The organism is Flavobacterium sp. NPDC079362 (assembly GCF_050267765.1).
GTDB lineage: Bacteria > Bacteroidota > Bacteroidia > Flavobacteriales > Flavobacteriaceae > Flavobacterium > Flavobacterium azizsancarii.
Genome location: NZ_JBNNFM010000001.1, coordinates 443,856 through 466,322, shown reverse-complemented (window position 1 = coordinate 466,322; position 22,467 = coordinate 443,856). Strand labels below are relative to the sequence as shown.

Genomic DNA, 22,467 nt, shown 5'->3' with positions numbered 1-22,467 from the left:
TTTACAATATTATTTAACTAAAATCCTATTTACCCCTAATAGGAATTCCCCCTTCGGGGGCTAGGGGGCTTATCATGAGTAAAGAACTTAAATCAGTAGAATACGGATTAGAAAAAATCTTTGAAGGAGCACAAGATTTCCTTCCTTTATTAGGAACAGATTATGTAGAATTCTACGTAGGGAACGCAAAACAATCGGCACATTATTACAAAACCGCTTTTGGTTATCAATCATTGGCTTATGCCGGATTAGAAACGGGAGTGAGAGACAAAGCTTCTTATGTTTTGAAACAGGATAAAATCAGAATCGTTTTAACGACTCCTTTAAATGCTGATTCCCCAATAAACGAACATTTAAAAAAGCATGGTGACGGAGTAAAAGTTGCTGCTCTTTGGGTTGAAGATGCCAGAAGTGCTTATGAAGAAACCATGAAACGTGGCGCGCGCTCGTTTATGGAACCAACAGTAGAATCTGATGAATTTGGAGAAGTTGTTCGTTCGGGAATTTACACATACGGAGAAACTGTTCACATTTTTGTAGAAAGAAAAAACTACAACGGTGTTTTCTTACCGGGTTACAAAGAATGGAAATCAGATTATAATCCAGCACCAACCGGATTAAAATATATTGATCATATGGTTGGAAATGTGGGTTGGAATGAAATGAATACCTGGGTAAAATTCTACGAAGATGTTATGGGATTCGTGAATTTCTTATCCTTTGACGACAAACAAATCAATACTGAATATTCGGCATTGATGAGTAAAGTAATGTCAAACGGAAACGGAAGAATTAAATTTCCAATTAATGAACCGGCAGAGGGAAAGAAAAAATCACAAATCGAAGAATATTTAGATTTCTATGGCGGACCCGGAATTCAACATATTGCCATCGCAACAGATGACATTATAAAAACGGTTTCTGATTTGAAATCAAGAGGTGTTGAATTTTTATCTGCTCCGCCACACACCTATTATCAGGCAATTCCTGAAAGATTGGGCGCACATATGGGCATGATGAAAGAAGATATAAATGAAATTGAAAAATTAGCCATTATGGTAGATGCGGATGAAGATGGATACTTGTTACAAATCTTTACTAAACCTGTTCAGGACAGACCAACGCTATTTTTTGAAATTATTCAAAGAATGGGAGCAAAAGGATTTGGCGCAGGGAACTTTAAAGCCCTTTTTGAGTCTATCGAAAGAGAACAAGAATTAAGAGGTACATTGTAAAATCGCAATATTTTTGCATTATGCAGAAAAATTCTCTATAAAACGATGGTTTTTATGCAAATGTTATGTTAAACTAGAATTTTACGATTTATTTTCTAAACTTTAAACATACCTTTGCACTCGCAAATCAAGAAGGGGTGGTTTCCTTCTGAATTGATATAAATTTCATAATTTATAGTTTTTTGGTTAGTTAATAGCATAAAAACTCAGTCATTCCTTGACTGAGTTTTTTTGTTTTGGTACATTTGGAATAGAATTTGCATTTCTTTATCTTTATAATGAAATGTAAAAATTGTACTATGAAAAAATTAATCCTCATCATATTAATTCTCACGACCCTCAGTTTCGACACTCAGAAAGAGGACGCTTTCGATACTGGAGAATACTTTAAATTCCGAATTCACTACGGAATTATAAATGCCGGATATGCCACACTCGAAATAAAAGACGCTACCGTAAACAATAAAAAAGTGTTTCATGCTATAGGTAAAGGGTACACAACCGGAATGTCAAAATTTTTCTTTAAGGTCGAAGACTTATACGAAAGCTATTTTGACAAACAAACCGGAAGTCCGTATCGTTACGTTCGAAAAATTAATGAAGGCGGCTACACAAAAGACCAGGAAGGCCTTTTTGACCAAAACGCTAACAAGGTTTTAGTAAAAGACTACAAGCGTAAAACCGAAAAAACCATTATGATTACGGATAATGTTCAGGATATTATTTCCTCTTTTTATTATCTGAGAAATCATCCTACTATCGACAAACTTAAACCAGGCGAAGCAATAACAATTGATATGTTTTTTGACGACGAAATCACAAAATTTAAGTTAAAATATGTAGGCCGTCAAGATATTACAACTAAATTTGGAACCGTTTCTACTATGATGTTCAAACCTCTGGTACAAGCAGGAAGAGTTTTTAAAGAAAAAGAAAGCGTAACACTCTGGATCACAGATGACGACAACAAAGTTCCGGTTAGAATAAAAGCAGATCTGGCAGTGGGATCACTCAAAGCAGATCTTGACGAATATAAAGGATTAAAAAATCCATTTAAAGTAAAAAAATAATGAACCTTACTGATCATTCAGAATCAATTTTAAAAGAAATTGACCTTAAATTCCAAGCTATAAATCAAAAAACTGAGGTTCAATTAGAAGGATTACTTTGGTCAAAACCAATTACTTATTGGGATTACATTCAAACTGATGCGCTATTAAGTTTACAAACACAACGCACCACACTTCCTGACGAAATGGTTTTTATCATGTATCATCAGGTAAATGAATTGATTTTTAAAATGATCTTATGGGAAATTGATCAAATTGCAGATACCCAAAATATTCAGGTAGCTTTTTTTAGCGAGAGATTATCAAGAATCACACGATATTTTGATATGCTGACAAATTCTTTCAGTATTATGGAAAACGGAATGGATGTTGACCAATACATGAAATTCAGAAATACTCTAACTCCCGCAAGTGGTTTTCAGAGCGCACAATATAGATTGATAGAATTTGCTTCGACAGACGTTATCAATCTAACAGATCGCAGATACAAGGAAAATTTTAACGAAAATACCGATTTAGAAACCAGCTTTGAACATTTATACTGGCAGGCTGCCGGAAAAGATTATCAGACAGGTGAAAAATCATATTTACTTCAGGAATTTGAGAAAAAATATAAAGGTCAGTTTTTGAGACAAATGTCGGCGTTTAAAACTAAAAACATCTGGCAAAAATTTACACAATTACCTATCGAAGACCAGCAAAGCCCAGAATTAATTGACGCCATGCGTCATTATGATAAAACTGTGAACATCACTTGGGTAATGCAACATTTAAACACAGCAAGAAAATACATTCTGGAAAGTGGCAAAGGCAATGGTGAGGCCACAGGAGGCAGTGATTGGCAAAAATATATGCACCCAAAATACCAAAGACGCATCTTTTTTCCTAAATTGTGGGCCGAAGAAGAATTATCCAATTGGGGAAACGAAACAACCATATAATTTCCTGAAAAAAATTTTAAAGTTTGAAAAAAGCATTCGTCCTTATAATCCTGTTATTCTCAATATTTTCATGTAATAAAACTGCAGAAAAAGTTGAAATTAAAGTCACAAAACCGAAAACAAAAAAAGTAGAATTTGGCTTTAATTATGCTGATTTTAATGTTCTTCATGATACTATAAAAAAAGGAGACTCTTTTGGCTCTATTATACAGCGCCAGAATATTGGCGACAAAAAAATCTATGACGTTGTCGAACAGATTAAAGATTCTTTTAATGTAAGATCGATTCGATACCACAAACCTTACACTATTCTTCGCTCAAAAAACAAAACAAACAAACTTCAGGTTTTTATTTATCAGCCTGATGCCTTGACATATTATGTGGTTGACTTTAGGGACAGTATTGCAAAAGCCTACAAAAAAGTAAAACCTGTTACACTAAAACGTAAAATTATTGGCGGAGTTTTAAAAAGTTCATTATCTGAAACTTTAGGAAACGAAAGCGTAGAAGCAGCATTGGCAAGCAGAATTACAAAAGTATTCTCATGGTCTATTGACTTCTTTAAACTTAAAAAAGGAGATCGTTACGGGTTAATTTTCACAGAACGCTTTATAAATGGCAAAACTTATGATGGTGTCGAAGACCTCGAAGCTGCTTTTTTTGAGTACAAAGGAAAAATAATATATGCTTTTCCGTTTAAAAAAGACACGCTTTCAGGAAAGGTCGAATATTATGATGATCAGGGAAAAACCCTGAAAAACTTCTTTCTAAAAACACCTATCAAGTTTAGCCGAATTACTTCCCGATTTACTGCAAACAGATTCCATCCGGTACAACATACCTGGAAAGCGCACAAAGGAACTGATTATGCTGCACCAACCGGAACACCTATTTCAACAACAGCATCCGGAGTTGTAGAAGCAACAGGATATACAGCAGGAAACGGAAACTTTGTAAAAGTAAAACACAACGGAACTTACTCTACTCAATATCTACACATGTCGAGGATTTTAGTAAAACGAGGACAGAGAGTTACGCAAGGTCAAACTATTGGATTAGTAGGAAGCACAGGATTAGCAACAGGACCACACGTTTGTTACCGTTTCTGGCAAAACGGCGTTCAGGTAGACGCACTGAGACTGAACTTGCCAACCGGAGAATCTTTGACAGGAAATGACAGAACCCGTTTCATGGCGCAAATAGAACCATTGAAAAGAGAATTGGACAGTATTGGGAATTTGTAATCCTTTTATTAAAAATCAGTTCTAAAAATAGAAGGATCATGAAAAACACACGTCTTAAAGCAATTTATAATGAAACTTTTTCTGGTTTAAAACTATTTTACAGAGACACTACTCTTTCTGATGATTTAATTTCAAATTATAAAACTGGACAAATAATTCAGGAAAAAGGCTTTACTGACATGACTTCTATGGGCGGTGGACTTTCCGGTAATTTAAGGTATTTAATTGCAAGTGCCCATCCAAAAGATCTATCGAAATTCAATCCTGATTCAGCAAAAAACGGTCACTTTCTTTTAGATTCCATTGCTTATTTTAAAGTATTGGACGTTTATAAAATCAAAGACAAAACGCAGGTTTTTTTATTAAACATTCCGGACAATTCCATAACACTACTAAAAAACTCAACTTCGAACTTAGAGGAAGAGATTATAGAAAAAGCCCGAAAAAAATTTTCAGATAAAATCAATTTACCTTTAGTTCCTGAGCTGCAAACTGAAAAGTGGCAAGAAAGAACTAAATCCCCGATTGGAATAGATGAAAATGGCAAACTGTTTTTTGATGATTCTAAAATCAAAACCGAAGAAACAAAAAGAATAGAAATCGATATTACCAAGAAAACAATTGAGGTTAATAAAAAGCCCTGGTGGAAGATTTGGTAAAAAAAACTCGCTACTTCAAAACAACATTCAACAAATTCCCATTAATGAAACGAGCTTTATTACTATTTTTTTCAACAATAATAATTGCATGCTCTAAACCAAAGGCTTTTATTCTAAATGACACGAAAGAAAACAAATATTTCGTATTAGAATCAGTCAACAATGCCTTTGAAAAAAAACAAATTGACAAATCGCCTTTGATTGTAATAAATGGAATTCCTTTTAAATACGACAAAGAACAGGACACAATTATACTACCTCTAAAAAGAAGTGAAATACTGAGTTTAGATTTTTTAAACATAAACAGTAGCCGTATTGTATATAACGACAAAGAAAATGATGGCGCTATTATCATAACCACAAAATCCAAAACTAAAAGTCGATAAATCGTTTTCGTAACTATTTGTTATATAATTGTGAACCCGTACCCTATTAAAACTAATTTCAGTATTTTTGTTTTTTATAACCACATTCTCAATTAAACAAATAAAATGGCTTTAAACACAACAAACCCAACCGGGACTGAAGCGTGGAAAAATCTGCAAAACCACTATAACGCAATTCACGAAACTACAATACAAGAATTATTTCAACAAGATGATAGTCGCGTTGAAAAATTCAATTTACAATGGAATGACTTTTTAGTTGATTATTCTAAAAATAATATCAACCAGGAAACGATCTCTCTTTTATTAGAATTAGCCAACTCAATTGGATTAAAAGAAGCAATCGCTCAATACTTTGGTGGAGACATTATCAACCAGACAGAAAACAGAGCAGTTCTGCATACAGCATTACGCGCACCGGAATCTGCAGTTATAAAAGTTGATGGAGAAAATGTAATTCCTGAAGTTTATGAAGTAAAAAATAAAATCAAAAATTTCAGCCACGAAGTTATTTCTGGCGAAAGAAAAGGCTTTACAGGAAAAGCTTTTACTGACGTTGTAAATATTGGAATTGGCGGTTCTGACCTTGGACCAGTTATGGCAGTTGAAGCTTTGCAATTTTATAAAAATCACCTGAACCTTCATTTCGTATCGAATGTTGACGGCGATCACGTAAACGAAGTAATCAAAAAACTAAATCCTGAAACTACTTTATTTTTAATTGTTTCTAAAACTTTTACAACACAGGAAACATTATCAAACTCAGAAACTATTAAAGAATGGTTTTTGAAATCAGCTTCTCAGGAAGATATTGCCAAACATTTTGTGGCAGTTTCTACTAATATCCAGAAAGTAACTGAATTTGGAATCAATCCTGACAATGTTTTCCCAATGTGGGATTGGGTTGGAGGAAGATTTTCTTTATGGAGCGCTGTTGGATTAAGCATTAGTTTAGCCATTGGCTTTGATAATTATAACGATTTATTGAAAGGTGCTAATGAAATGGACGACCATTTTAAAACAGCAGAATTCGACGAAAATATTCCGGTAATCTTAGCTTTATTAAGTGTTTGGTACAATAATTTCTTTGGTGCCGAAAGTGAAGCTTTAATTCCTTACACGCAATATTTATCAAAATTAGCTCCTTATTTGCAACAGGCAACTATGGAAAGTAACGGAAAAAGTGTTGGCCGTGACGGAAAACCGGTAAACTATCAAACGGGAACTATTATTTGGGGAGAACCGGGAACAAATTCTCAACATGCCTTTTTTCAATTGATTCACCAGGGAACGAAATTAATTCCGACTGATTTTATTGGATTCGTAAAACCATTATACGGGAACGAAGATCATCACGATAAATTGATGTCTAACTTTTTTGCTCAGACTGAAGCTTTGCTAAACGGAAAAACGGCTGCACAAGTTCAGGCTGAATTTGATAAACAAGGACTTTCTGCAGAAAAAGCATCTTACTTATTGCCTTTTAAAGTTTTCACCGGAAATAAACCAACCAATACGATCTTAATTCAAAAATTAACGCCTAAAAGTTTAGGATCACTTATCGCTTTATATGAGCACAAAATTTTTGTTCAGGGTGTGATCTGGAACATTTTTAGTTTTGATCAATGGGGAGTTGAACTAGGAAAACAATTAGCTAACTCTATTTTACATGAAATTAACACTAAGACGGTGGAAAATCATGATAGCTCTACTTCATTTTTGCTAAATCACTTCCTAAAGAATAAATAAAACTTAAAAAAAGTTTTTCGCAACAAACTGAAACGCCTTGATTTAACAGAAATTAAGGCGTTTTTTCGTATAAATATACCCCGAAAAACCCGTAAAGTACTGATTATTGCAAGTTTAGCACTACACCACTGTGCAAATCATTACGATTTTAACAAAAAACGGCATATAAAATTCAAAAAAAAATTATTTTATGTAATAAAAAAAGAAAAAATCATTTTAATGCGCAACACATTAGATAAAACTTATTTTTCTTAACATTTTGATAACACTATCTGATTAAAATGTTATAATTTTGCCAAAAACAATAAACTAAATAACAAATGAAGACAATGAAAAATTGGTTACTCACTGGACTATTGTTCATGATTGTTTCAACCGCATTTTCTCAAGGAAAAATTACAGGTATGATTACCGACGGTAGTGGTTCATTACCGGGAGCAAACGTAGTGATCAAAGGATCTACAACTGCTACTTCTACAGATTTTGATGGTAAATTTACTCTCAGCACAACAACAAGTACAGGAGAAATCGTTATTTCTTTTTTAGGTTACGAAAACAAAACTTTAAAATTTTCAGTATCCGGTGGAACAACTAACTTAGGAACTATCGTTTTAACTTCAAATTCAAACGAATTAAGCGAAATTGTTGTAAAAAGTACAGTTGTCGATATTGCAAAGGACAGAAAAACTCCTGTAGCAGTTTCTACAATTAAAGCTGCTGAAATTCAGGAAAAATTAGGAACTCAGGAATTTCCGGAGATCTTAAGAAACACTCCTTCTGTGTATGTTACTAAATCAGGTGGTGGTTTTGGAGATTCAAGAATCAATATTCGTGGATTCAACCAAAATAACATCGCTGTTATGATCAACGGTATGCCGGTTAACGACATGGAAAATGGTTCTGTTTACTGGAGTAACTGGGCTGGATTAGCAGATGTTACTTCTGCAATGCAGGTACAAAGAGGTTTAGGAGCATCTAAACTAGCAACTCCATCAGTTGGGGGAACTATTAACATTGTAACTAAATCTTCTGATAAAAAAGAAGGTGGATCTTTCGCTTCTGGTTTTGGAAATGGAAGAAACTTTAAAATTCAGGGTTCATATAATACTGGAAAATTAGACAACGGACTTTCTGCTTCTATCTTGTTATCTCAAACAATGGGAGACGGTTATGTTGACGGAACTCAATTTGAAGGTTCTAACTATTATGTTGCTTTAGGATATGCTAACAAAAGTGGTAAACATGACTTTCAACTTACTGTAACAGGTGCTCCACAATGGCACAACCAAAGATCTACAATATCTACAATTGCTACTTACCAACAATATGGTAATAATGGTGATCCAAACATCAGATACAATGCTGATAACGGATATTTGAATGGATCTGAATATAACATCAAGAAAAATTACTACCATAAGCCTGTTGCTTCTTTCAACTGGGATTATAAAATCAACGAAACAACAAAACTTTCTTCTGTTCTTTATGCTTCTATGGGACGTGGTGCAGGAGCTAGTGCAACTGGAGGAATTAAAGGAAAAGGATATAATGATCTTGTAGCTTTCAGAACACCGGACGGTTTAATAGATTATGATAAAATCTATGCTTACAATTCTGGTCAGGCTGTTACTATTGGAGGAATGACAGGTCTTCAACAAAGACAACAAATTGGTGGAGTTTACCAAAACAGCTCTTACTTTAATGCAGGTTCAAATATAGGCGACTATAATCCACAAACAAATATTAATACTTCTGGTATTTCACAAACTTCATCTATCAACTCTCATGACTGGTTTGGTGCAGTAATCAACTTAAACAAAAAATTATCTAATACATTAACATTAGATTTTGGTTTTGACGGAAGAACTTACAAAGGGTACCATTATACAGTTCTAAATAACTTATTAGGCGGAGGTGAGTATTATGATAATTTTATTGCTGATCAAAGACCAGCTGGTAGACATTTGACTACAACTTATGATACAGATGTTCAATGGAATGTTTTTCAAAAGAAAGACTACGAGAAAATTTCATTCAACAGTACTGGTAATGTAAAATGGTACGGTGTATTTACTCAATTAGAATACTCTAAAGATAACCTAACAGCTTTCGTTCAGGGAGCTATATCACAACAAGGATACAAAAGAGAAGATAATTTTGTTTACAAATCAACTGATCCTTTAGCGTCTACTCCTTACAAAAACCTTACAGGTGGAAATATTAAAGGTGGAGCTAACTACAACATCAACGAGAAGAACAATGTTTACGTTAATGCTGGATTCTACTCAAGACAACCGTTCTTTAACTCCGTTTATCCTAACAACAAATCTACAGTAAACCCTAACCTTACTAATGAGGAAATCACTGGATTTGAAGCTGGTTATGGTTTCCGTTCTAGATTCTTTAATGCTACGGTAAATCTTTACAATACAACCTGGAATAACAGGTACTTAAAAGGTAATGCCCTTACTGCAACACCAACTATTCCTGCAAACTCAACTTATACAGAATTCGTAGGTCTTAACGAGGTTCACTCTGGAATTGAATTTGAAGGTAGTTCAAATATTACTCCACAATTTAAAGTTACAGGTATGTTCTCTTACGGAATCTGGGAATATAAAGGAAATGCGACTGTAAATGCTTACAACCAAGCAGATAATAGTCCAGTAGAAGGCTATACTGCTGCAACAGTATACATGGACAAAGTAAAAGTAGGTGATGCTGCTCAATTGACTGCTTCTTTAGGAGCTTCTTATGAAGTTGTTACAAGAGTAACGATTGATGCAAACTACAACTACAATGGTAATTTATATGCTGGATTAAACCCGGTAAACTTTACATCTGCAACAAACAAAGGAGCTTTAGAATTGCCTTCTTACGGATTGATGGATGCTGGTTTCTCTTACAAAATGTTAACTGGTAAAAACAAAGACAAATCGGTAAACTTCAGATTAAACGTAAACAACGTTCTTGACAAAATTTACATTGCTGAAGCAAGAACTAATATTTTTGCTGATGATAACGTAAGTTCATCAAATCCTGCTTTAGGAACTTATGCTTCTAATAACAGGCTTTACAATGGAGTTGCTAACGCAAATACTGTATTCTTTGGTTTTGGAAGAACATGGAACTTTACACTACGTTACGATTTCTAATATTTAGAATCTAAATAAATACCAAAAAACGGCATTGACTTTTAGTCAAATGCCGTTTTTTTTATGCCTTTTTTGCTATATTTGTTTTAACAAAAAAATTAATTTATGTACCATTTTCTACAAAAATTCCATTCTGGCTGGGCTTATTTAGCGCTTTTGCTTTTATTAGTTGCAGTTATAAATGCTATCATTGGCGTAACATCAAAAAAGGATTTTACCGCTAAAGACCGCAAAATTGCATTGTTTGCTTTAATAGGAACACATACCCAATTATTAGTTGGTTTGATTCTTTATTTTGTATCTCCATTAGGTAAAGCAGCCTTTGGACAAATGTCTAACGCAGAATTAAGACTTACTTCATTAGAACACCCATTAATCAATCTGATAGCAATCGCCCTGATTACTATTGGATGGTCTAAACATAAAAAATTAATTAATAGCGAAGCTAAATTCAAAACTTTTGCTATCTATTACGGATTAGGATTATTGCTTATATTGAGTAGAATCCCATGGAACTTATGGTTCTAAAAACCAATTAAAGCCCTAAAATTATAGGGCTTTTTTTATCTCGGCATATTATTTGTACAAACTCCCCCAAGTCTGAAAAAAAATAAAAAATGAGAAGTAAAAAACAAATTATACTTACTACACTAACAATAACTTTTTTAAGCTGTTTTACTTATGTCATAAGTCAAACAAAACCAACAGAACCTAAACCTAAAATCACCCAGGATACGGTAAAAATAGTAAGACCAGACATACTTGCCTTGCCAATTGATTCTGTATTTACAGATAAGGGTTTAAAACTAAAGCCTTATAAAAAGAATGCTCATGCGTCATACTACGCGGACAGATTTAACGGAAAGAAAACGGCTAGCGGAATTAAATTCAATAACAGTAAATATACCGCAGCGCACAAAAAACTGCCATTTGGAACCCGAATTAAAGTAACAAATGAAGCTAACGGAAAATTTGTCATAGTTAAAGTTACCGATCGTGGTCCGTTTGTAAAAACAAGAGAACTTGATTTATCGAAAAGAGCTTTTATGGAAATCGCTAAAAACAAAGGCGCCGGCGCCATGAAAGTGACAATTGAAACTATAGTAGAATAAAAATATCATATTCGATATTCAATCCCGACAGGTTTCAAAACCTGTCGGGTTTATCATTTGTAGAAATTGCGAACAGCTAAAAAATAAAGCAAAAGCTTAAACAAACTTTCTAATACTCATGACAATTCCCGTATGGATTCCTTCATGATAATTATTAAAGCTTAATGCGCCGTCTATATTTTTAAGAGTAAAACCCAAACTAGTGGTGTACTCATTGTAATCAACAAAGACTTTATTGTCGAAATCTTTTTCTGTTTGCTGCAAAGTTGTAGAAAGCAATGCTCGAATTTCATCAACCTCAGCTTGCGAAACATCTCCTTCCGGCTTTGTTCCTTTCCTGTATTTGGCGATAAGCTCATCTGAAACCATTGTTGGCAAACCGGATAACTTATAGATTAAAACCTGTTGTGACGATATACAATGACCAATATTCCAAATTAAATTATTGCTAAATCCGTCTGGAATTTTATTCAATTGCTCTAATGAATGATGGTCTAAAACCTTAAGAAGAATTTCTCTAATGGTCTTCTGTACTTCAAAAACTGAATTCATAATTTTATTTTTTTTTCTAAAATTAGGCATTTTTCAGTTTTAAATGAATTTTCTTTGCAGTCTCTTAAATTAAAAAATCATGAATAAAATATATTACTTAGCTTCTTGCGATACGTGCCGAAAAATTATTAAAAGCTTACCGAAAGACAATAATTTGGTTTTTCATGACATTAAACAAAATCCTATTACTGAAGCTGAATTGGAGGAAATGTACCAACTTGCCGGAAGTTACGAAGCCTTGTTTAGTAAAAAAGCACAATTATATAAATCTATGGATTTAAAGAATCAATCTTTGACTGAGGATGATTATAAGAAATATATCTTAGAACATTATACTTTTTTAAGCCGTCCGGTTTTTATTATTGATGGTAAAATTTATATTGGCAATACGCAACCTGTTACATTACAGGTAACGAAAGCTTTAGAAAAATAAAGTTCTAAAGTACACGGGTTTGCGTTAGGGATTACTTCACTATAATTTTATTCTATTTTAGTGTTCAATGAACTTCGTTTGAAGCGGAAATCCATTTTTTGAGCTTTTTCTGCTCAAAAAAAGATTGGGAGCGGATAGCCAGTCCGCCGCGGCGGGGAACGCCCAAATTAAAATTTTGGTTCTAAAAAAAAGATAACCACGATCCGAGCGATAGTGAACTGGCGAAGCAATTACATGAATTATTTGTTGAATTCAAAAAAGTTAACCGCAAATTGCACAAATTTTCACAAATTTTATTTTATGTTTTTTGCAATTTAAGTTCTGGAAAACTTTTAGAAGTTAGCTTGAAAATAATTCGTGGGAATTTGCGGAATTTGTGGTTAAAAAACTTTATACATAGCTTATTTAACAGATTAGCGATTTACAACCCAAGACTGCAAAGTTTTATTTATCTTTGCGCCTTTATACTCAATTATATGATACAATCTATGACAGGGTTTGGCAAAGCTTCTTTGCAATTGCCTACAAAAAAAATTACCGTTGAAGTAAAATCCTTAAATAGTAAAGGTTTAGATTTAAACGTAAGAATGCCGTCGCTTTATCGCGAAATGGAATTAGGTTTAAGGACTCAGATCTCTACGAAACTTGAGAGAGGAAAAATTGATTTCGGGATTTACATTGAAAGTACTTCTGAACAGACTTCGACTAAAGTAAATGTTCCTGTTGTAAAAAACTATATTGCTCAATTAAGAGAAGTATATCCCGCAGCTGATGAAACTGAATTAATGAAAATGGCGGTTCGTATGCCTGATACGCTAAAAACGGAACGTGAGGAAATCGATGAAAACGACTGGGAACAAATTCAGGTGATTATCGAGGAGGCGCTTCAAAATATCCTGACTTTTAGAAAAGATGAAGGTGAATCTCTGGAAAAAGAATTCAACCTGAGAATTGGAAATATCCGTCAATATATGAATGACGCTTTGGCACTTGATCCGGAACGTGTTCAGGCTATCAAAGATCGTTTGCAAACTGCAATAGCTGAATTGAAAGTGAATGTTGATGAAAATCGTTTCGAACAGGAATTGATTTACTACTTAGAGAAACTGGATATTACCGAGGAAAAAGTGCGTTTAACGAACCATTTAGATTATTTCTTAGAAACTATAAAAGGTACTGAAGCTAATGGTCGTAAACTAGGTTTTATTACTCAGGAAATGGGTCGTGAAATCAATACTATGGGTTCTAAATCGAATCACGCTCAAATGCAGAAATTGGTGGTGATGATGAAGGACGAATTAGAGAAGATTAAAGAACAGGTTTTGAATGTTTTGTAAACGCAATAAGCTTTAAGCTGTAGGCTATAAGCGAAATAACGATATCAAATTAAAGCTTACGGCTTACTGCCTAAAGCTTAAAGCATAATAAGCCTAAAGCATAAATTAATGAACAAAGGAAAATTAATTGTTTTTTCAGCACCTTCGGGATCGGGAAAAACAACTATAGTAAGACACTTACTTGGGAAAGAAGATTTAAACTTAGAATTTTCAATCTCAGCGGCTTCACGCGACCCACGCGGAGATGAAGAACACGGAAAAGATTATTATTTTATTTCGTTAGAAGAATTCAAAAAACACATTAAAGCAGAAGATTTCCTGGAATGGGAAGAGGTTTATCGTGATAATTTTTACGGTACCTTAAAATCGGAAATTGAACGTATCTGGGCTTTGGGTAAAAATGTAATTTTTGACATTGACGTTGCAGGCGGACTACGTATCAAACACAAATTCCCTGATCAAACATTAGCTGTTTTTGTAAAACCTCCAAGTGTAGATGAATTGAAACGCAGATTAAAAGAGCGTTCTACTGAAAGTGATGACAAAATCAATATGCGAATTGCAAAAGCTTCTGTAGAATTAGCAACTGCCCCACAATTTGATACCATTATAAAAAATTACGATTTAGATACAGCAAAAGAAGAAGCATATCAATTGGTAAAAGCTTTCGTAAATAAAGATTAAAGACCACATAGACAATACTTTTTTACAAAAACAACCGTTAGAATTGGATGTAAACAGCTTTTAATATCTATATTATGATTAATTTATTTGAAATAAAAAGAAACGAGAATTACCTGAATATTATTCTTCTTGTAATTAGAATATCAATTGCAACCTTAATGATTTCGCATGGCTTGTCTAAATTGAATATGCTTTTAGCAGGAGGCGAAATACAATTTCCTGACCCTCTTGGAGTAGGAAAAACAGCTTCTTTAACTCTTGCCGTTTTTGCAGAAGTAATCTGTTCGTTTTTTCTTTTTATTGGCCTGGCAACAAGATTGGCAACACTGCCATTGATAATTACAATGCTGGTTGCAGTATTTGTTATTCATGGTGCTGACCCAATCGACGTTAAAGAAATGGGAATACTATACTTGTTATTTTATTTAGTTCTTCTTGTAACCGGAAGCGGCAAATTCTCTATTGATTATTTGATTTCAAAAAAGAGTCGTTACTAAACTATTTTAATACCACAGCATAATTTAACTGTAACAATTACTTTTTTAAATTATGAAAAAACCTTTTTTATGAAGATAGGCCTTTATTTCGGAACGTATAATCCCATTCATGTTGGCCACTTAATCATTGCCAATCATATGGCTGAGTTTGCCGATTTAGATCAGATTTGGATGGTCGTTACGCCGCACAATCCGTTAAAAAAGAAAGCCACCCTATTAGACGATCATCAACGATTAGAAATGGTTTATCTTGCTACAGAAGATTATCCAAAAATTAATCCTTCTGATATTGAGTTCAAACTACCTCAGCCTAATTATACCGTAAATACTTTGGTTCATTTGCATGAGAAGTACCCAACCCATGACTTTTCATTGATTATGGGAGAAGACAATCTGAAAACACTGCATAAATGGAAAAATTACGAGGTTCTTTTAGACCACTACGACATTTATGTTTATCCAAGAATTTCTGAAGAAGAGGAAAATATTGAATTAAAATCGCATCCTAAGGTTCATATTATTGATGCCCCGATTGTTGAAATTTCTTCTACTTTTATTAGAAACAGCATTAAGGAAGGAAAAAACATTCAACCGCTTTTACCACCTAAAGTCTGGGATTATATTGATCACAATAATTTTTATAAAAAATAAAAAAAGCTGTCCGAAAAGTGTTTTGCACAGCTTTTTTCTTTAAATCTAATTTTCACACAAACTTATCATTTTCGAGGAACGAGAAATCACACACGTAATTCGACAAAGATTGACGATTTTGATTGCAGAGTTTCTGGTGCGATTTCTCGTTCCCAGAAATGACAAACTGCTGCGATAAAGATGCATTGCGAAGGACGGATTAAAATCCATCCCTACAATATCTATTTGTTTCGACGGAACGTTATTGAAGAACGATTTCAGAGAAATGATATATTTAACTGATTTTAATCCGTTGAAGGCAACGAATGATAAGAAACAAAAAAAAGCCTGAATTTTAAATTCAGGCTTTCGTTTTTTTATGCAATTATCACAATAAGCTCCATCGGAGCATAATATTTACAGCAAATATGTACACAAGATTAAAGCTCCAACGGAGCGATATTGCGCTTACATTTGATTGTCAAATATATCACCCCGATGGGGTTTTTCTTAGAACAATCTTTAAATTTCTATAAATATATCATCTCTCCGAGATTATTAATTCAAATAATAATCAAACTGCTTATTATGCTTCAACATTAATATCACTTTTAACTCTCGTTCTAATATCACTCAAAGACTGATCAACTAAAAGTTTTCCGTCTCTGAAAACTTCTTTCAATTCACCTTGTTTTTCTTCTTCCCATGAAACATTATCGGTTAAATGATATACACCATCAACTAAATCAATTTTCATTAATCCTTTGGCAGATTTTTTAGTTCCGTCATCCGTGATTGGATCTTTGAAAATTGCTCTTCCTTCTCCATCCACTTCTCCGTATGTTGCTTTCATCGCAAAACCAAAAGTATCCCTGGTATTGTATTGGTAAGTAAATGATCCAATTCCCAAAACAACATTAGTAGAAGCAAATCCTTTTTCTTTTAATCTTTCGCAAATTTGGATAGATCTTGCTACGGTAATACTATCACCGTAAATAGCGCCAATTTGAGGAATAAGCTCTTTATATCCTTTTGCATTCGTTGTGCCTCCAAAAACATCCCAAAGCAGCTCAATTACACCTTTTTTTTCTTCTTCGGTTTTTCCTTCCGGATTTCCGCAGATGATATCAACCGGATCACCACTATCAGGACGAATGACTACTTTACCTTCTCTGGCAATAATGTCTTCTTTTAAACGTGGTAAATAATCGGTTAAAACTTTCCATAAATCCCAGGTATCAGAAACGATAGACACAATTCCTTTAGGATAAACCTCTGTAACTAATCTTTTGAAAGTTTCGCATTCACCTTCGGTAGTTCCCATACACATTACAGAGTGTTCTGTTGCTGCAACTGAACCTGCGATTAATTCCTGATCAGAATTGGCGTTGTAATAATCTTCGAAGAAATCAATTACCGGAATTGTATCAGAACCTGTAAAACTCAACAAATGTCCGGCTGCAGAAGTTATTGCTGCTTCGATTCCACCCATTCCTCTCATAGAGAAATCGTGCGCCTGCCAATCTACAAATTCAGGAACTGATGAAGTTTCATCAGCGTATTTGCCCAGAACTTTTCTATATTCTCTGGCAATTGTAGCTGAATTACATGGCAACCAAACCACGGCAGAAAGCAACGTTTCGAAATAATTGGTCAACCAGAAAAATTTCGGAATCGTATTGTACATTGTAAACATTGGTACTCTCAAAGGTACGCTTGCTCCTTCCGGCAATGCCTTAAAAACCATTGGGATATATCCTAAATCGTGTAAATCTTCGATATGTTTTGTCCCAACCTGGTTTTCACCTAAATAATTATTGATTCTGCGGGCGTATTTTTTAACTACTTCTTCTTTTGGCTGTTTGAAAAAATCAGCATCAAAATCATGAATAATATATTTTTTAATAAAATATTGCAATCCAAAAAACACCACCTCATCAATTCCTTCGATTCTTGATTTTCTAGGTGTCCAGTTAGAATATACTAATGTTGTTTTATCGGGGTATTGTCTTCTGTGGTCAACTTTGTAACCGTCTGTTAATAATAGTGGGTTCATGGTATTTTTATTTAATATTTTTTGATAATCGTTCTGCTAAATCTTTTATATCATTGGCTCTTGCCAAACCTTCAATCCATTTTTGTGGAATATTTTCAATTCCGTAATAAATTCCTGCCAAACCTCCTGCAATTGCCGCTGTTGTATCTGTATCTCCGCCTAAATTAACCGCTTTTAAAACAGTTTCTTCATAAGAATCTGAGTGTAGGAAACACCACAAACTCGCTTCTAAACTATGCAATACGTAACCAGAGGACTCAATTTTATTTTCAGGATATTCGGAAATATTATTTTGTAAAATTCTATCAAATAACTGAATTTCCTTTGGATTATATTCCTTGTCTTTTAGAAATTTCGAAAGAATATTTTGCATTTCCTTATACGAATCAGCTTTGTTTTTCCCTTTTAAAATTTCGAGGCATACAACAACATAAATAAAACAAGCAAATACTGAACGAAAATGCGCATGAGTGATGGAGGATATTGCTTTTACGCTTTTATAAACAACTTCAATATCCTTTTCTTTTTGAAGATAAAATACTAATGGCAAAATTCTCATCAAAGAACCATTTCCGTTATCTTCCTCAAAAAAATTACCTGAATCCTTCGCCAAATCACCTCTGACAATTCGTGCTAAAGAATGCTTTGTCGTTCCGCCAATATCAAATACTTTATTATGCGCTCCCCAATATCCTTCCTGCATCCATTTTACAAAAGTTATTCCCATATCTTCAATGTCAAAACCTTTGCATAAACTCTCGGCAGTACAAAAAGCCAAAGAACTATCATCGCTAAATGTTCCAGGCGGCTGATGCCAGCACATAAAACCCATCATATCAATAACTGGATTTATTTTTAAATATTCTCTTGATTTAAATTCAACAGGAACACCTAAAGCATCACCAATTGCAACACCAAACAAACCAGATTCAATTTTATTTTCCATTATATCTTATTTCAATTCATCCCTAACTTCCATCAAAGCAAACCCCAAAAGATTTAAACCTCTCCATTTCGCAGGATTGAAAACATCTTTGTGATCACCAGCCATCCCGATTCCCCAAATGGCATCGACCGGACTTGCTTCTACTATAACCCTGTCTTTTGTATTGAGCAAAAAAGTTTTTAACTCCGGGTTTTGATTGAATTTATGATAATTTCCTTCCTTGACAATGTCAAATCTTGCGGCTAACCAAAGGTTTTCATTGTAATGTTTTACTTCCCTTCCAAACTTTTTGGCTTCGGCAGGAGATTTTGCCTGAAGGATTTTATCCAAAATTGTATCATCTTTAAACAATTCGGCTTTCTTGGCCATCATCCAGTGTTCTGCAGTTTGATAAGTCACATTATCGACTTCAAAAGAACTTAACCACCATTGACTAAAGCAAGTTTTAGAAATGCTTCCGTCATTATTGGGCTGGTGTCCCCAGAAAAATAAAAACTTACTTTCCGAGGTTATATTTTCTATAGTATATTTCATTTTTTCTCTTTATTGAAACAAAGAAGTTAGCTGTTTAAAATCTTTAGAATCGGGTGAAAATGATCCGTAGATTTCAGTAAATTCTGTAGTTAACTTTTCAAATTCATAATCCTTTTCAATCTGATCCATACAGGTTATCACCAGATTTCTTTTTGCGTTTGGACTATAAGCTGCATCTAACTTTAAACTATAATTTAAAAGATCATAATCTAAATCGCCAGTTCGCAATTCGCCTTGAAACTCATTATGAATACAGGTTTCTTCTTCGTTATTTTTTAATTTTAATTCTCTTTCATTACTCATCCATCCACTTCCGTGTCGGGTTGCATAACTTCTAGTCGCATAATAGATTTCTATATCTTCTATTTGCAGCTTTTTGCATATTTCATACGCATTTTTTGAAGTTGTATTGGCGTATGTTACATTCGGGAAAACACCGTGATCCATGTCGAGTAAAATACCCTGGCTTCCTTCGAAAATAAGATTTTGGTAGTTTTTTAAAAAGCTGTAATCGCTGATATTCCATTTTATTTCATCAATCACTTCAAGGAAATGACTGACTTCTTCGTCTATTTCACTTTCATTTAGAAAACCGTAGTAATAGGCTATCTTTTCCAGTTTTGCTAAAAGCATCTGTCGAGGCGCGATCAGATCTATGGCGAATAATTTGTATTGACCTTCATTACGCTTCATTGTCGCTCCAACTCCTTTTCCACAAGTTCCGTGATCGAGGTTTCTAACGTTAGTTCGGTTTTGCCAAACATCAAAAGGTGTTGTAATTTTGGCTAAAGGATGAATATGAAGTTCCGTATTTCCTTCTAATTCTTCGAGTTCTTTTCTTTCATTAAATAAAAAAACCGGATGAATCGTGCAATGTTCGCTATAATAAGAAGGTAAACCGCGAAGCGCACCACTGGCAAAACTCGAATGAACGTGCTTTTTATCGCCAATCATTACTGTATGCGCTGCTTGCTGACCTCCTGAAAACCGAATAACTATAGATTCAGGATTTTGCTTCGCCAGAAAATCTGTCGTGATTCCTTTTCCTTCATCACCAAATCCTAAACCTATAACTATTTGTGCTGTTTTCATTTTATAAAATATTATTTAAACACATAGAAATATTTAAAGCATTTCTATATTATCTAATCCGTCAAGCGGAATTGTTCCTAAGCCTAATCCTGAACTTTTATGTTTATCACAAATGATTTTCTTAATTACATTCGGGATTTCTTTATGATCTTCGATAGACAAACAGTTTTGTCCTAATAACTCTTTCCAGGCTACATTTGCTCTTATCGCCTGATCAGAATGCAATACACTAATATGATACACTTCATAACGTTTCTGCGCTTCTTTTAATAATTCAAGATGCGTATACGTTTGCTGTCCCTGGCCCATAATTTCTTTTATGGCAGATGCCGGAAGTGTTTCTAAATTAGGTTCATCACCTACGGTAAACAACAATCCTTTTTGACCTCTTTTTTCGAAAGCATCGGTTTTGGTATGAAAAGCGGCAAAATACCAGGCTAATAAATAACTTTCGCCTGCGTTTCCTCCTCCACCGCCTTCGATATAGGTTCTCGTCAGCCACATATCCAGTTCCTGATCGCCAGACTCAAATTGTCCAACCTGCAAAGGATATCTGTCGCATTCGTGATCGCCAATTCCTAAAAACAATAATGCCGGATCCGGAACACCGCCCTGAATGATTCCTCCCATTAATTTAGGAAGTCCATCTTTGATCAATTCATGCGGAATGTGTCCCATACTTCCCGTAACATCCAATCCCAAAATAATAGGAACTGTATTAGGATGCACTTCAGAATCTCTGGCTTCTCTAAAAGTAATTCCGTTTGGATTCATAGATTCATGCGCCATTCGTAAAGAATTTTGCGTAAAAATCTCACTTGCAGATTTTGATCCGTAACCTGCTGCTGCCGCTCTGCTTGAACGAGCACCTAAATCATATCTTGTACCTCCCATAACTAAAATGTTTTACCAAATAAATACTCGAATCTCTTTTTTGTCACTTCAAACTGAATGTTTAAATTTCTGATTGTTAATGATAATTCCATATCTTTTTGAACAAATGCTTCGGGTTGAAAATCAGCAAAAGTCAAACTGTTTTTATCCAGCGGACTAATATCTATAAGTCCTTCTTGCTCTCTTTCTAATCTTTTTATTTTCAATTCAACATCTTCAACTCGGCGTCTGTATATTAATTCAGAATCTTCACCAATTGTTTTGGCTCTGTCTTCTCTAATCTGATCATTGTTTCTTTTTAAAGATTCAATAAATCTTGGTTTTAAATCATCGCTCATAATTTCTAGTTGTTTGGTTATAGTTTTTTTTGTTTCAGGTTTCACGTTCTCACGAGACTTGAAACTTGAAACCTTTTTAAACAGTAATTTTAATAACTTCGACTTCTTCTCCTTCGAAATCTTTTACTGAATTGGTGGTAAATATTTTATCGAAGCAGTTTAAAACTTCAAATCCTTTATTGAAGATTCCGTGGCTTACGGCTAAATATAATTTTCCGGCATTTTTCTTTTTTAATTCTTCGGCTAAGCCAACGAAAGTTCCGCCGCCATCGCAAATATCATCAACAATCAAACAATCGATTCCGTTTAGATCGTCTTCGTAAACTTTGAATCCAGATAATCTTCCGGTTTTTACATCACGGCTTTTACTGCATTCTACTACATCAATTCCGCCTAAAAACTCAGAAACTTTGTAGATTTTTTTAAGGGCTCCACCATCTGGAGAAATCAATTTTACGTTTTTGCCAATTTCTTTCAAAACCGTTGCGATAAAAATATGATTCGGAATCACTTCGCAATTGTTTACCAATGCAGGAGTAACTTCAGAATGCGCATCAAAAACAAAAACTTTATTCAATTGAAGTCCGTTTATGATATCAGCATACACTTTTACAGAAAGAGATTCTCCTTTGATCATCACACGATCTTGTCTTGCTGCCGGAAAATACGGAATAAACAAATCGATTATTTTAACATCCATTCTACGCAAAGCATCTACTGTGATACACAATAAACCTAAATCGTTGAATGAATTTAATCGGTGTGTAATCGTTACTTTTTGAGTGGTATCAAAATTAGGATCAATTTTGATATGTGGTTCTCCGCCAGAAAATGTAAAACTTTGAAATTTAATTTCTTCCTGATTAAGGATCGGAGTGAATTTTGGGCCTAGGTTAAGTATCATAGCTTTTTAGTTTGCGTTA

General features: G+C 34.1%; 23 protein-coding genes. 15 read left to right on the top strand and 8 right to left on the bottom strand.

From position 1 onward, the window contains the following. Window positions 1-74: 74 nt before the first annotated feature. From hppD to ACQKCJ_RS01945, 10 genes are all read left to right on the top strand, one after another. The gene (hppD, locus tag ACQKCJ_RS01990) at window positions 75-1,235 is read left to right on the top strand and encodes a 4-hydroxyphenylpyruvate dioxygenase (RefSeq protein WP_271337214.1); all 1,161 of its coding nucleotides are present in this window, start codon (window positions 75-77) and stop codon (window positions 1,233-1,235) included. Window positions 1,236-1,534: 299 nt separating this feature from the next. Further along, window positions 1,535-2,305, top strand: coding sequence for a DUF3108 domain-containing protein (locus ACQKCJ_RS01985; RefSeq protein ID WP_271337213.1), 771 nt, complete (start codon window positions 1,535-1,537; stop codon window positions 2,303-2,305). Continuing rightward, window positions 2,305-3,246: a tryptophan 2,3-dioxygenase family protein gene (locus ACQKCJ_RS01980; RefSeq protein ID WP_427401241.1), complete on the top strand. Its 942-nt coding sequence runs from the start codon at window positions 2,305-2,307 to the stop codon at window positions 3,244-3,246. The genes ACQKCJ_RS01985 and ACQKCJ_RS01980 overlap by 1 nt, the downstream gene beginning before the upstream one ends. Before the next feature lie 23 nt (window positions 3,247-3,269). Then, window positions 3,270-4,490, top strand: a complete 1,221-nt coding sequence (locus tag ACQKCJ_RS01975) for a M23 family metallopeptidase (RefSeq protein ID WP_271337211.1) — start codon at window positions 3,270-3,272, stop codon at window positions 4,488-4,490. Between the two features lie 38 nt (window positions 4,491-4,528). Further along, window positions 4,529-5,149: a hypothetical protein gene (locus ACQKCJ_RS01970; RefSeq protein ID WP_427401240.1), complete on the top strand. Its 621-nt coding sequence runs from the start codon at window positions 4,529-4,531 to the stop codon at window positions 5,147-5,149. A gap of 44 nt (window positions 5,150-5,193) precedes the next feature. Beyond that, window positions 5,194-5,535, top strand: coding sequence for a hypothetical protein (locus ACQKCJ_RS01965; protein WP_427401239.1), 342 nt, complete (start codon window positions 5,194-5,196; stop codon window positions 5,533-5,535). 105 nt (window positions 5,536-5,640) lie between these two features. After that, complete coding sequence (pgi, locus tag ACQKCJ_RS01960; RefSeq protein WP_427401238.1) at window positions 5,641-7,284, top strand: glucose-6-phosphate isomerase; 1,644 nt, start codon at window positions 5,641-5,643, stop codon at window positions 7,282-7,284. A gap of 320 nt (window positions 7,285-7,604) precedes the next feature. Next, window positions 7,605-10,439: a TonB-dependent receptor gene (locus ACQKCJ_RS01955; protein WP_427401237.1), complete on the top strand. Its 2,835-nt coding sequence runs from the start codon at window positions 7,605-7,607 to the stop codon at window positions 10,437-10,439. 105 nt (window positions 10,440-10,544) lie between these two features. Next, on the top strand, window positions 10,545-10,967 hold the full coding sequence (locus ACQKCJ_RS01950) for a hypothetical protein (RefSeq protein WP_427401236.1): 423 nt from the start codon (window positions 10,545-10,547) through the stop codon (window positions 10,965-10,967). Window positions 10,968-11,056: 89 nt separating this feature from the next. After that, on the top strand, window positions 11,057-11,551 hold the full coding sequence (locus tag ACQKCJ_RS01945; RefSeq protein ID WP_271337206.1) for a septal ring lytic transglycosylase RlpA family protein: 495 nt from the start codon (window positions 11,057-11,059) through the stop codon (window positions 11,549-11,551). A 96-nt stretch (window positions 11,552-11,647) separates the two neighbouring features. On the opposite strand, the gene ACQKCJ_RS01940 is transcribed toward ACQKCJ_RS01945, so the two are convergent. Next, entirely contained in the window at window positions 11,648-12,103 is a 456-nt protein-coding gene (locus ACQKCJ_RS01940; protein ID WP_427401235.1) for a DinB family protein, read from the bottom strand. A 79-nt stretch (window positions 12,104-12,182) separates the two neighbouring features. On the opposite strand from ACQKCJ_RS01940, the gene ACQKCJ_RS01935 reads away from it, so the two are divergent. From ACQKCJ_RS01935 to nadD, 5 genes are all read left to right on the top strand, one after another. Further along, on the top strand, window positions 12,183-12,536 hold the full coding sequence (locus tag ACQKCJ_RS01935) for an arsenate reductase family protein (protein ID WP_271337204.1): 354 nt from the start codon (window positions 12,183-12,185) through the stop codon (window positions 12,534-12,536). Window positions 12,537-13,012: 476 nt separating this feature from the next. Further along, on the top strand, window positions 13,013-13,873 hold the full coding sequence (locus ACQKCJ_RS01930; RefSeq protein ID WP_271337203.1) for a YicC/YloC family endoribonuclease: 861 nt from the start codon (window positions 13,013-13,015) through the stop codon (window positions 13,871-13,873). 108 nt (window positions 13,874-13,981) lie between these two features. Further along, window positions 13,982-14,557, top strand: coding sequence for a guanylate kinase (gene gmk, locus ACQKCJ_RS01925; protein ID WP_427401234.1), 576 nt, complete (start codon window positions 13,982-13,984; stop codon window positions 14,555-14,557). A 74-nt stretch (window positions 14,558-14,631) separates the two neighbouring features. Further along, window positions 14,632-15,054, top strand: a complete 423-nt coding sequence (locus ACQKCJ_RS01920) for a DoxX family protein (protein WP_271337200.1) — start codon at window positions 14,632-14,634, stop codon at window positions 15,052-15,054. A 69-nt stretch (window positions 15,055-15,123) separates the two neighbouring features. Continuing rightward, window positions 15,124-15,705 (top strand): nicotinate (nicotinamide) nucleotide adenylyltransferase, encoded by a 582-nt coding sequence (nadD, locus tag ACQKCJ_RS01915; protein ID WP_271337199.1) that lies wholly within the window; start codon window positions 15,124-15,126, stop codon window positions 15,703-15,705. Window positions 15,706-16,270: 565 nt separating this feature from the next. On the opposite strand, the gene ACQKCJ_RS01910 is transcribed toward nadD, so the two are convergent. The 7 genes from ACQKCJ_RS01910 to prs form a co-directional block, all read right to left on the bottom strand. Beyond that, window positions 16,271-17,740 (bottom strand): nicotinate phosphoribosyltransferase, encoded by a 1,470-nt coding sequence (locus ACQKCJ_RS01910; protein ID WP_427401233.1) that lies wholly within the window; start codon window positions 17,738-17,740, stop codon window positions 16,271-16,273. 7 nt (window positions 17,741-17,747) lie between these two features. Next, on the bottom strand, window positions 17,748-18,686 hold the full coding sequence (locus ACQKCJ_RS01905; protein ID WP_271334110.1) for an ADP-ribosylglycohydrolase family protein: 939 nt from the start codon (window positions 18,684-18,686) through the stop codon (window positions 17,748-17,750). Window positions 18,687-18,692: 6 nt separating this feature from the next. Further along, window positions 18,693-19,220 (bottom strand): NADAR family protein, encoded by a 528-nt coding sequence (locus ACQKCJ_RS01900; RefSeq protein WP_271334109.1) that lies wholly within the window; start codon window positions 19,218-19,220, stop codon window positions 18,693-18,695. A 9-nt stretch (window positions 19,221-19,229) separates the two neighbouring features. Beyond that, window positions 19,230-20,312, bottom strand: a complete 1,083-nt coding sequence (locus ACQKCJ_RS01895; RefSeq protein ID WP_427401232.1) for an adenylosuccinate synthetase — start codon at window positions 20,310-20,312, stop codon at window positions 19,230-19,232. Window positions 20,313-20,345: 33 nt separating this feature from the next. Next, window positions 20,346-21,206: a hypothetical protein gene (locus ACQKCJ_RS01890; protein ID WP_271334107.1), complete on the bottom strand. Its 861-nt coding sequence runs from the start codon at window positions 21,204-21,206 to the stop codon at window positions 20,346-20,348. Window positions 21,207-21,208: 2 nt separating this feature from the next. After that, a complete protein-coding gene (locus tag ACQKCJ_RS01885) occupies window positions 21,209-21,544 on the bottom strand; it encodes a hypothetical protein (protein WP_271334106.1) in 336 nt (111 codons plus the stop codon). Between the two features lie 76 nt (window positions 21,545-21,620). Next, window positions 21,621-22,448 carry a ribose-phosphate diphosphokinase gene (gene prs, locus ACQKCJ_RS01880; RefSeq protein ID WP_271334105.1) on the bottom strand — a complete coding sequence of 276 codons (828 nt, stop codon included), beginning with the start codon at window positions 22,446-22,448 and terminating at the stop codon, window positions 21,621-21,623. Window positions 22,449-22,467 lie beyond the last annotated feature (19 nt).

What these genes read in the sequence shown, in the direction of transcription:
- hppD (WP_271337214.1), top strand. Translation starts at nt 75, where the DNA reads ATGAGTAAAGAACTTAAATCAGTAGAATACGGATTAGAAAAAATCTTT.
- ACQKCJ_RS01985 (WP_271337213.1), top strand. Translation starts at nt 1,535, where the DNA reads ATGAAAAAATTAATCCTCATCATATTAATTCTCACGACCCTCAGTTTC.
- ACQKCJ_RS01980 (WP_427401241.1), top strand. Translation starts at nt 2,305, where the DNA reads ATGAACCTTACTGATCATTCAGAATCAATTTTAAAAGAAATTGACCTT.
- ACQKCJ_RS01970 (WP_427401240.1), top strand. Translation starts at nt 4,529, where the DNA reads ATGAAAAACACACGTCTTAAAGCAATTTATAATGAAACTTTTTCTGGT.
- ACQKCJ_RS01965 (WP_427401239.1), top strand. Translation starts at nt 5,194, where the DNA reads ATGAAACGAGCTTTATTACTATTTTTTTCAACAATAATAATTGCATGC.
- pgi (WP_427401238.1), top strand. Translation starts at nt 5,641, where the DNA reads ATGGCTTTAAACACAACAAACCCAACCGGGACTGAAGCGTGGAAAAAT.
- ACQKCJ_RS01955 (WP_427401237.1), top strand. Translation starts at nt 7,605, where the DNA reads ATGAAGACAATGAAAAATTGGTTACTCACTGGACTATTGTTCATGATT.
- ACQKCJ_RS01950 (WP_427401236.1), top strand. Translation starts at nt 10,545, where the DNA reads ATGTACCATTTTCTACAAAAATTCCATTCTGGCTGGGCTTATTTAGCG.
- ACQKCJ_RS01945 (WP_271337206.1), top strand. Translation starts at nt 11,057, where the DNA reads ATGAGAAGTAAAAAACAAATTATACTTACTACACTAACAATAACTTTT.
- ACQKCJ_RS01940 (WP_427401235.1), bottom strand. Translation starts at nt 12,103, where the DNA reads ATGAATTCAGTTTTTGAAGTACAGAAGACCATTAGAGAAATTCTTCTT.
- ACQKCJ_RS01935 (WP_271337204.1), top strand. Translation starts at nt 12,183, where the DNA reads ATGAATAAAATATATTACTTAGCTTCTTGCGATACGTGCCGAAAAATT.
- ACQKCJ_RS01930 (WP_271337203.1), top strand. Translation starts at nt 13,013, where the DNA reads ATGATACAATCTATGACAGGGTTTGGCAAAGCTTCTTTGCAATTGCCT.
- gmk (WP_427401234.1), top strand. Translation starts at nt 13,982, where the DNA reads ATGAACAAAGGAAAATTAATTGTTTTTTCAGCACCTTCGGGATCGGGA.
- ACQKCJ_RS01920 (WP_271337200.1), top strand. Translation starts at nt 14,632, where the DNA reads ATGATTAATTTATTTGAAATAAAAAGAAACGAGAATTACCTGAATATT.
- nadD (WP_271337199.1), top strand. Translation starts at nt 15,124, where the DNA reads ATGAAGATAGGCCTTTATTTCGGAACGTATAATCCCATTCATGTTGGC.
- ACQKCJ_RS01910 (WP_427401233.1), bottom strand. Translation starts at nt 17,740, where the DNA reads ATGAACCCACTATTATTAACAGACGGTTACAAAGTTGACCACAGAAGA.
- ACQKCJ_RS01905 (WP_271334110.1), bottom strand. Translation starts at nt 18,686, where the DNA reads ATGGAAAATAAAATTGAATCTGGTTTGTTTGGTGTTGCAATTGGTGAT.
- ACQKCJ_RS01900 (WP_271334109.1), bottom strand. Translation starts at nt 19,220, where the DNA reads ATGAAATATACTATAGAAAATATAACCTCGGAAAGTAAGTTTTTATTT.
- ACQKCJ_RS01895 (WP_427401232.1), bottom strand. Translation starts at nt 20,312, where the DNA reads ATGAAAACAGCACAAATAGTTATAGGTTTAGGATTTGGTGATGAAGGA.
- ACQKCJ_RS01890 (WP_271334107.1), bottom strand. Translation starts at nt 21,206, where the DNA reads ATGGGAGGTACAAGATATGATTTAGGTGCTCGTTCAAGCAGAGCGGCA.
- ACQKCJ_RS01885 (WP_271334106.1), bottom strand. Translation starts at nt 21,544, where the DNA reads ATGAGCGATGATTTAAAACCAAGATTTATTGAATCTTTAAAAAGAAAC.
- prs (WP_271334105.1), bottom strand. Translation starts at nt 22,448, where the DNA reads ATGATACTTAACCTAGGCCCAAAATTCACTCCGATCCTTAATCAGGAA.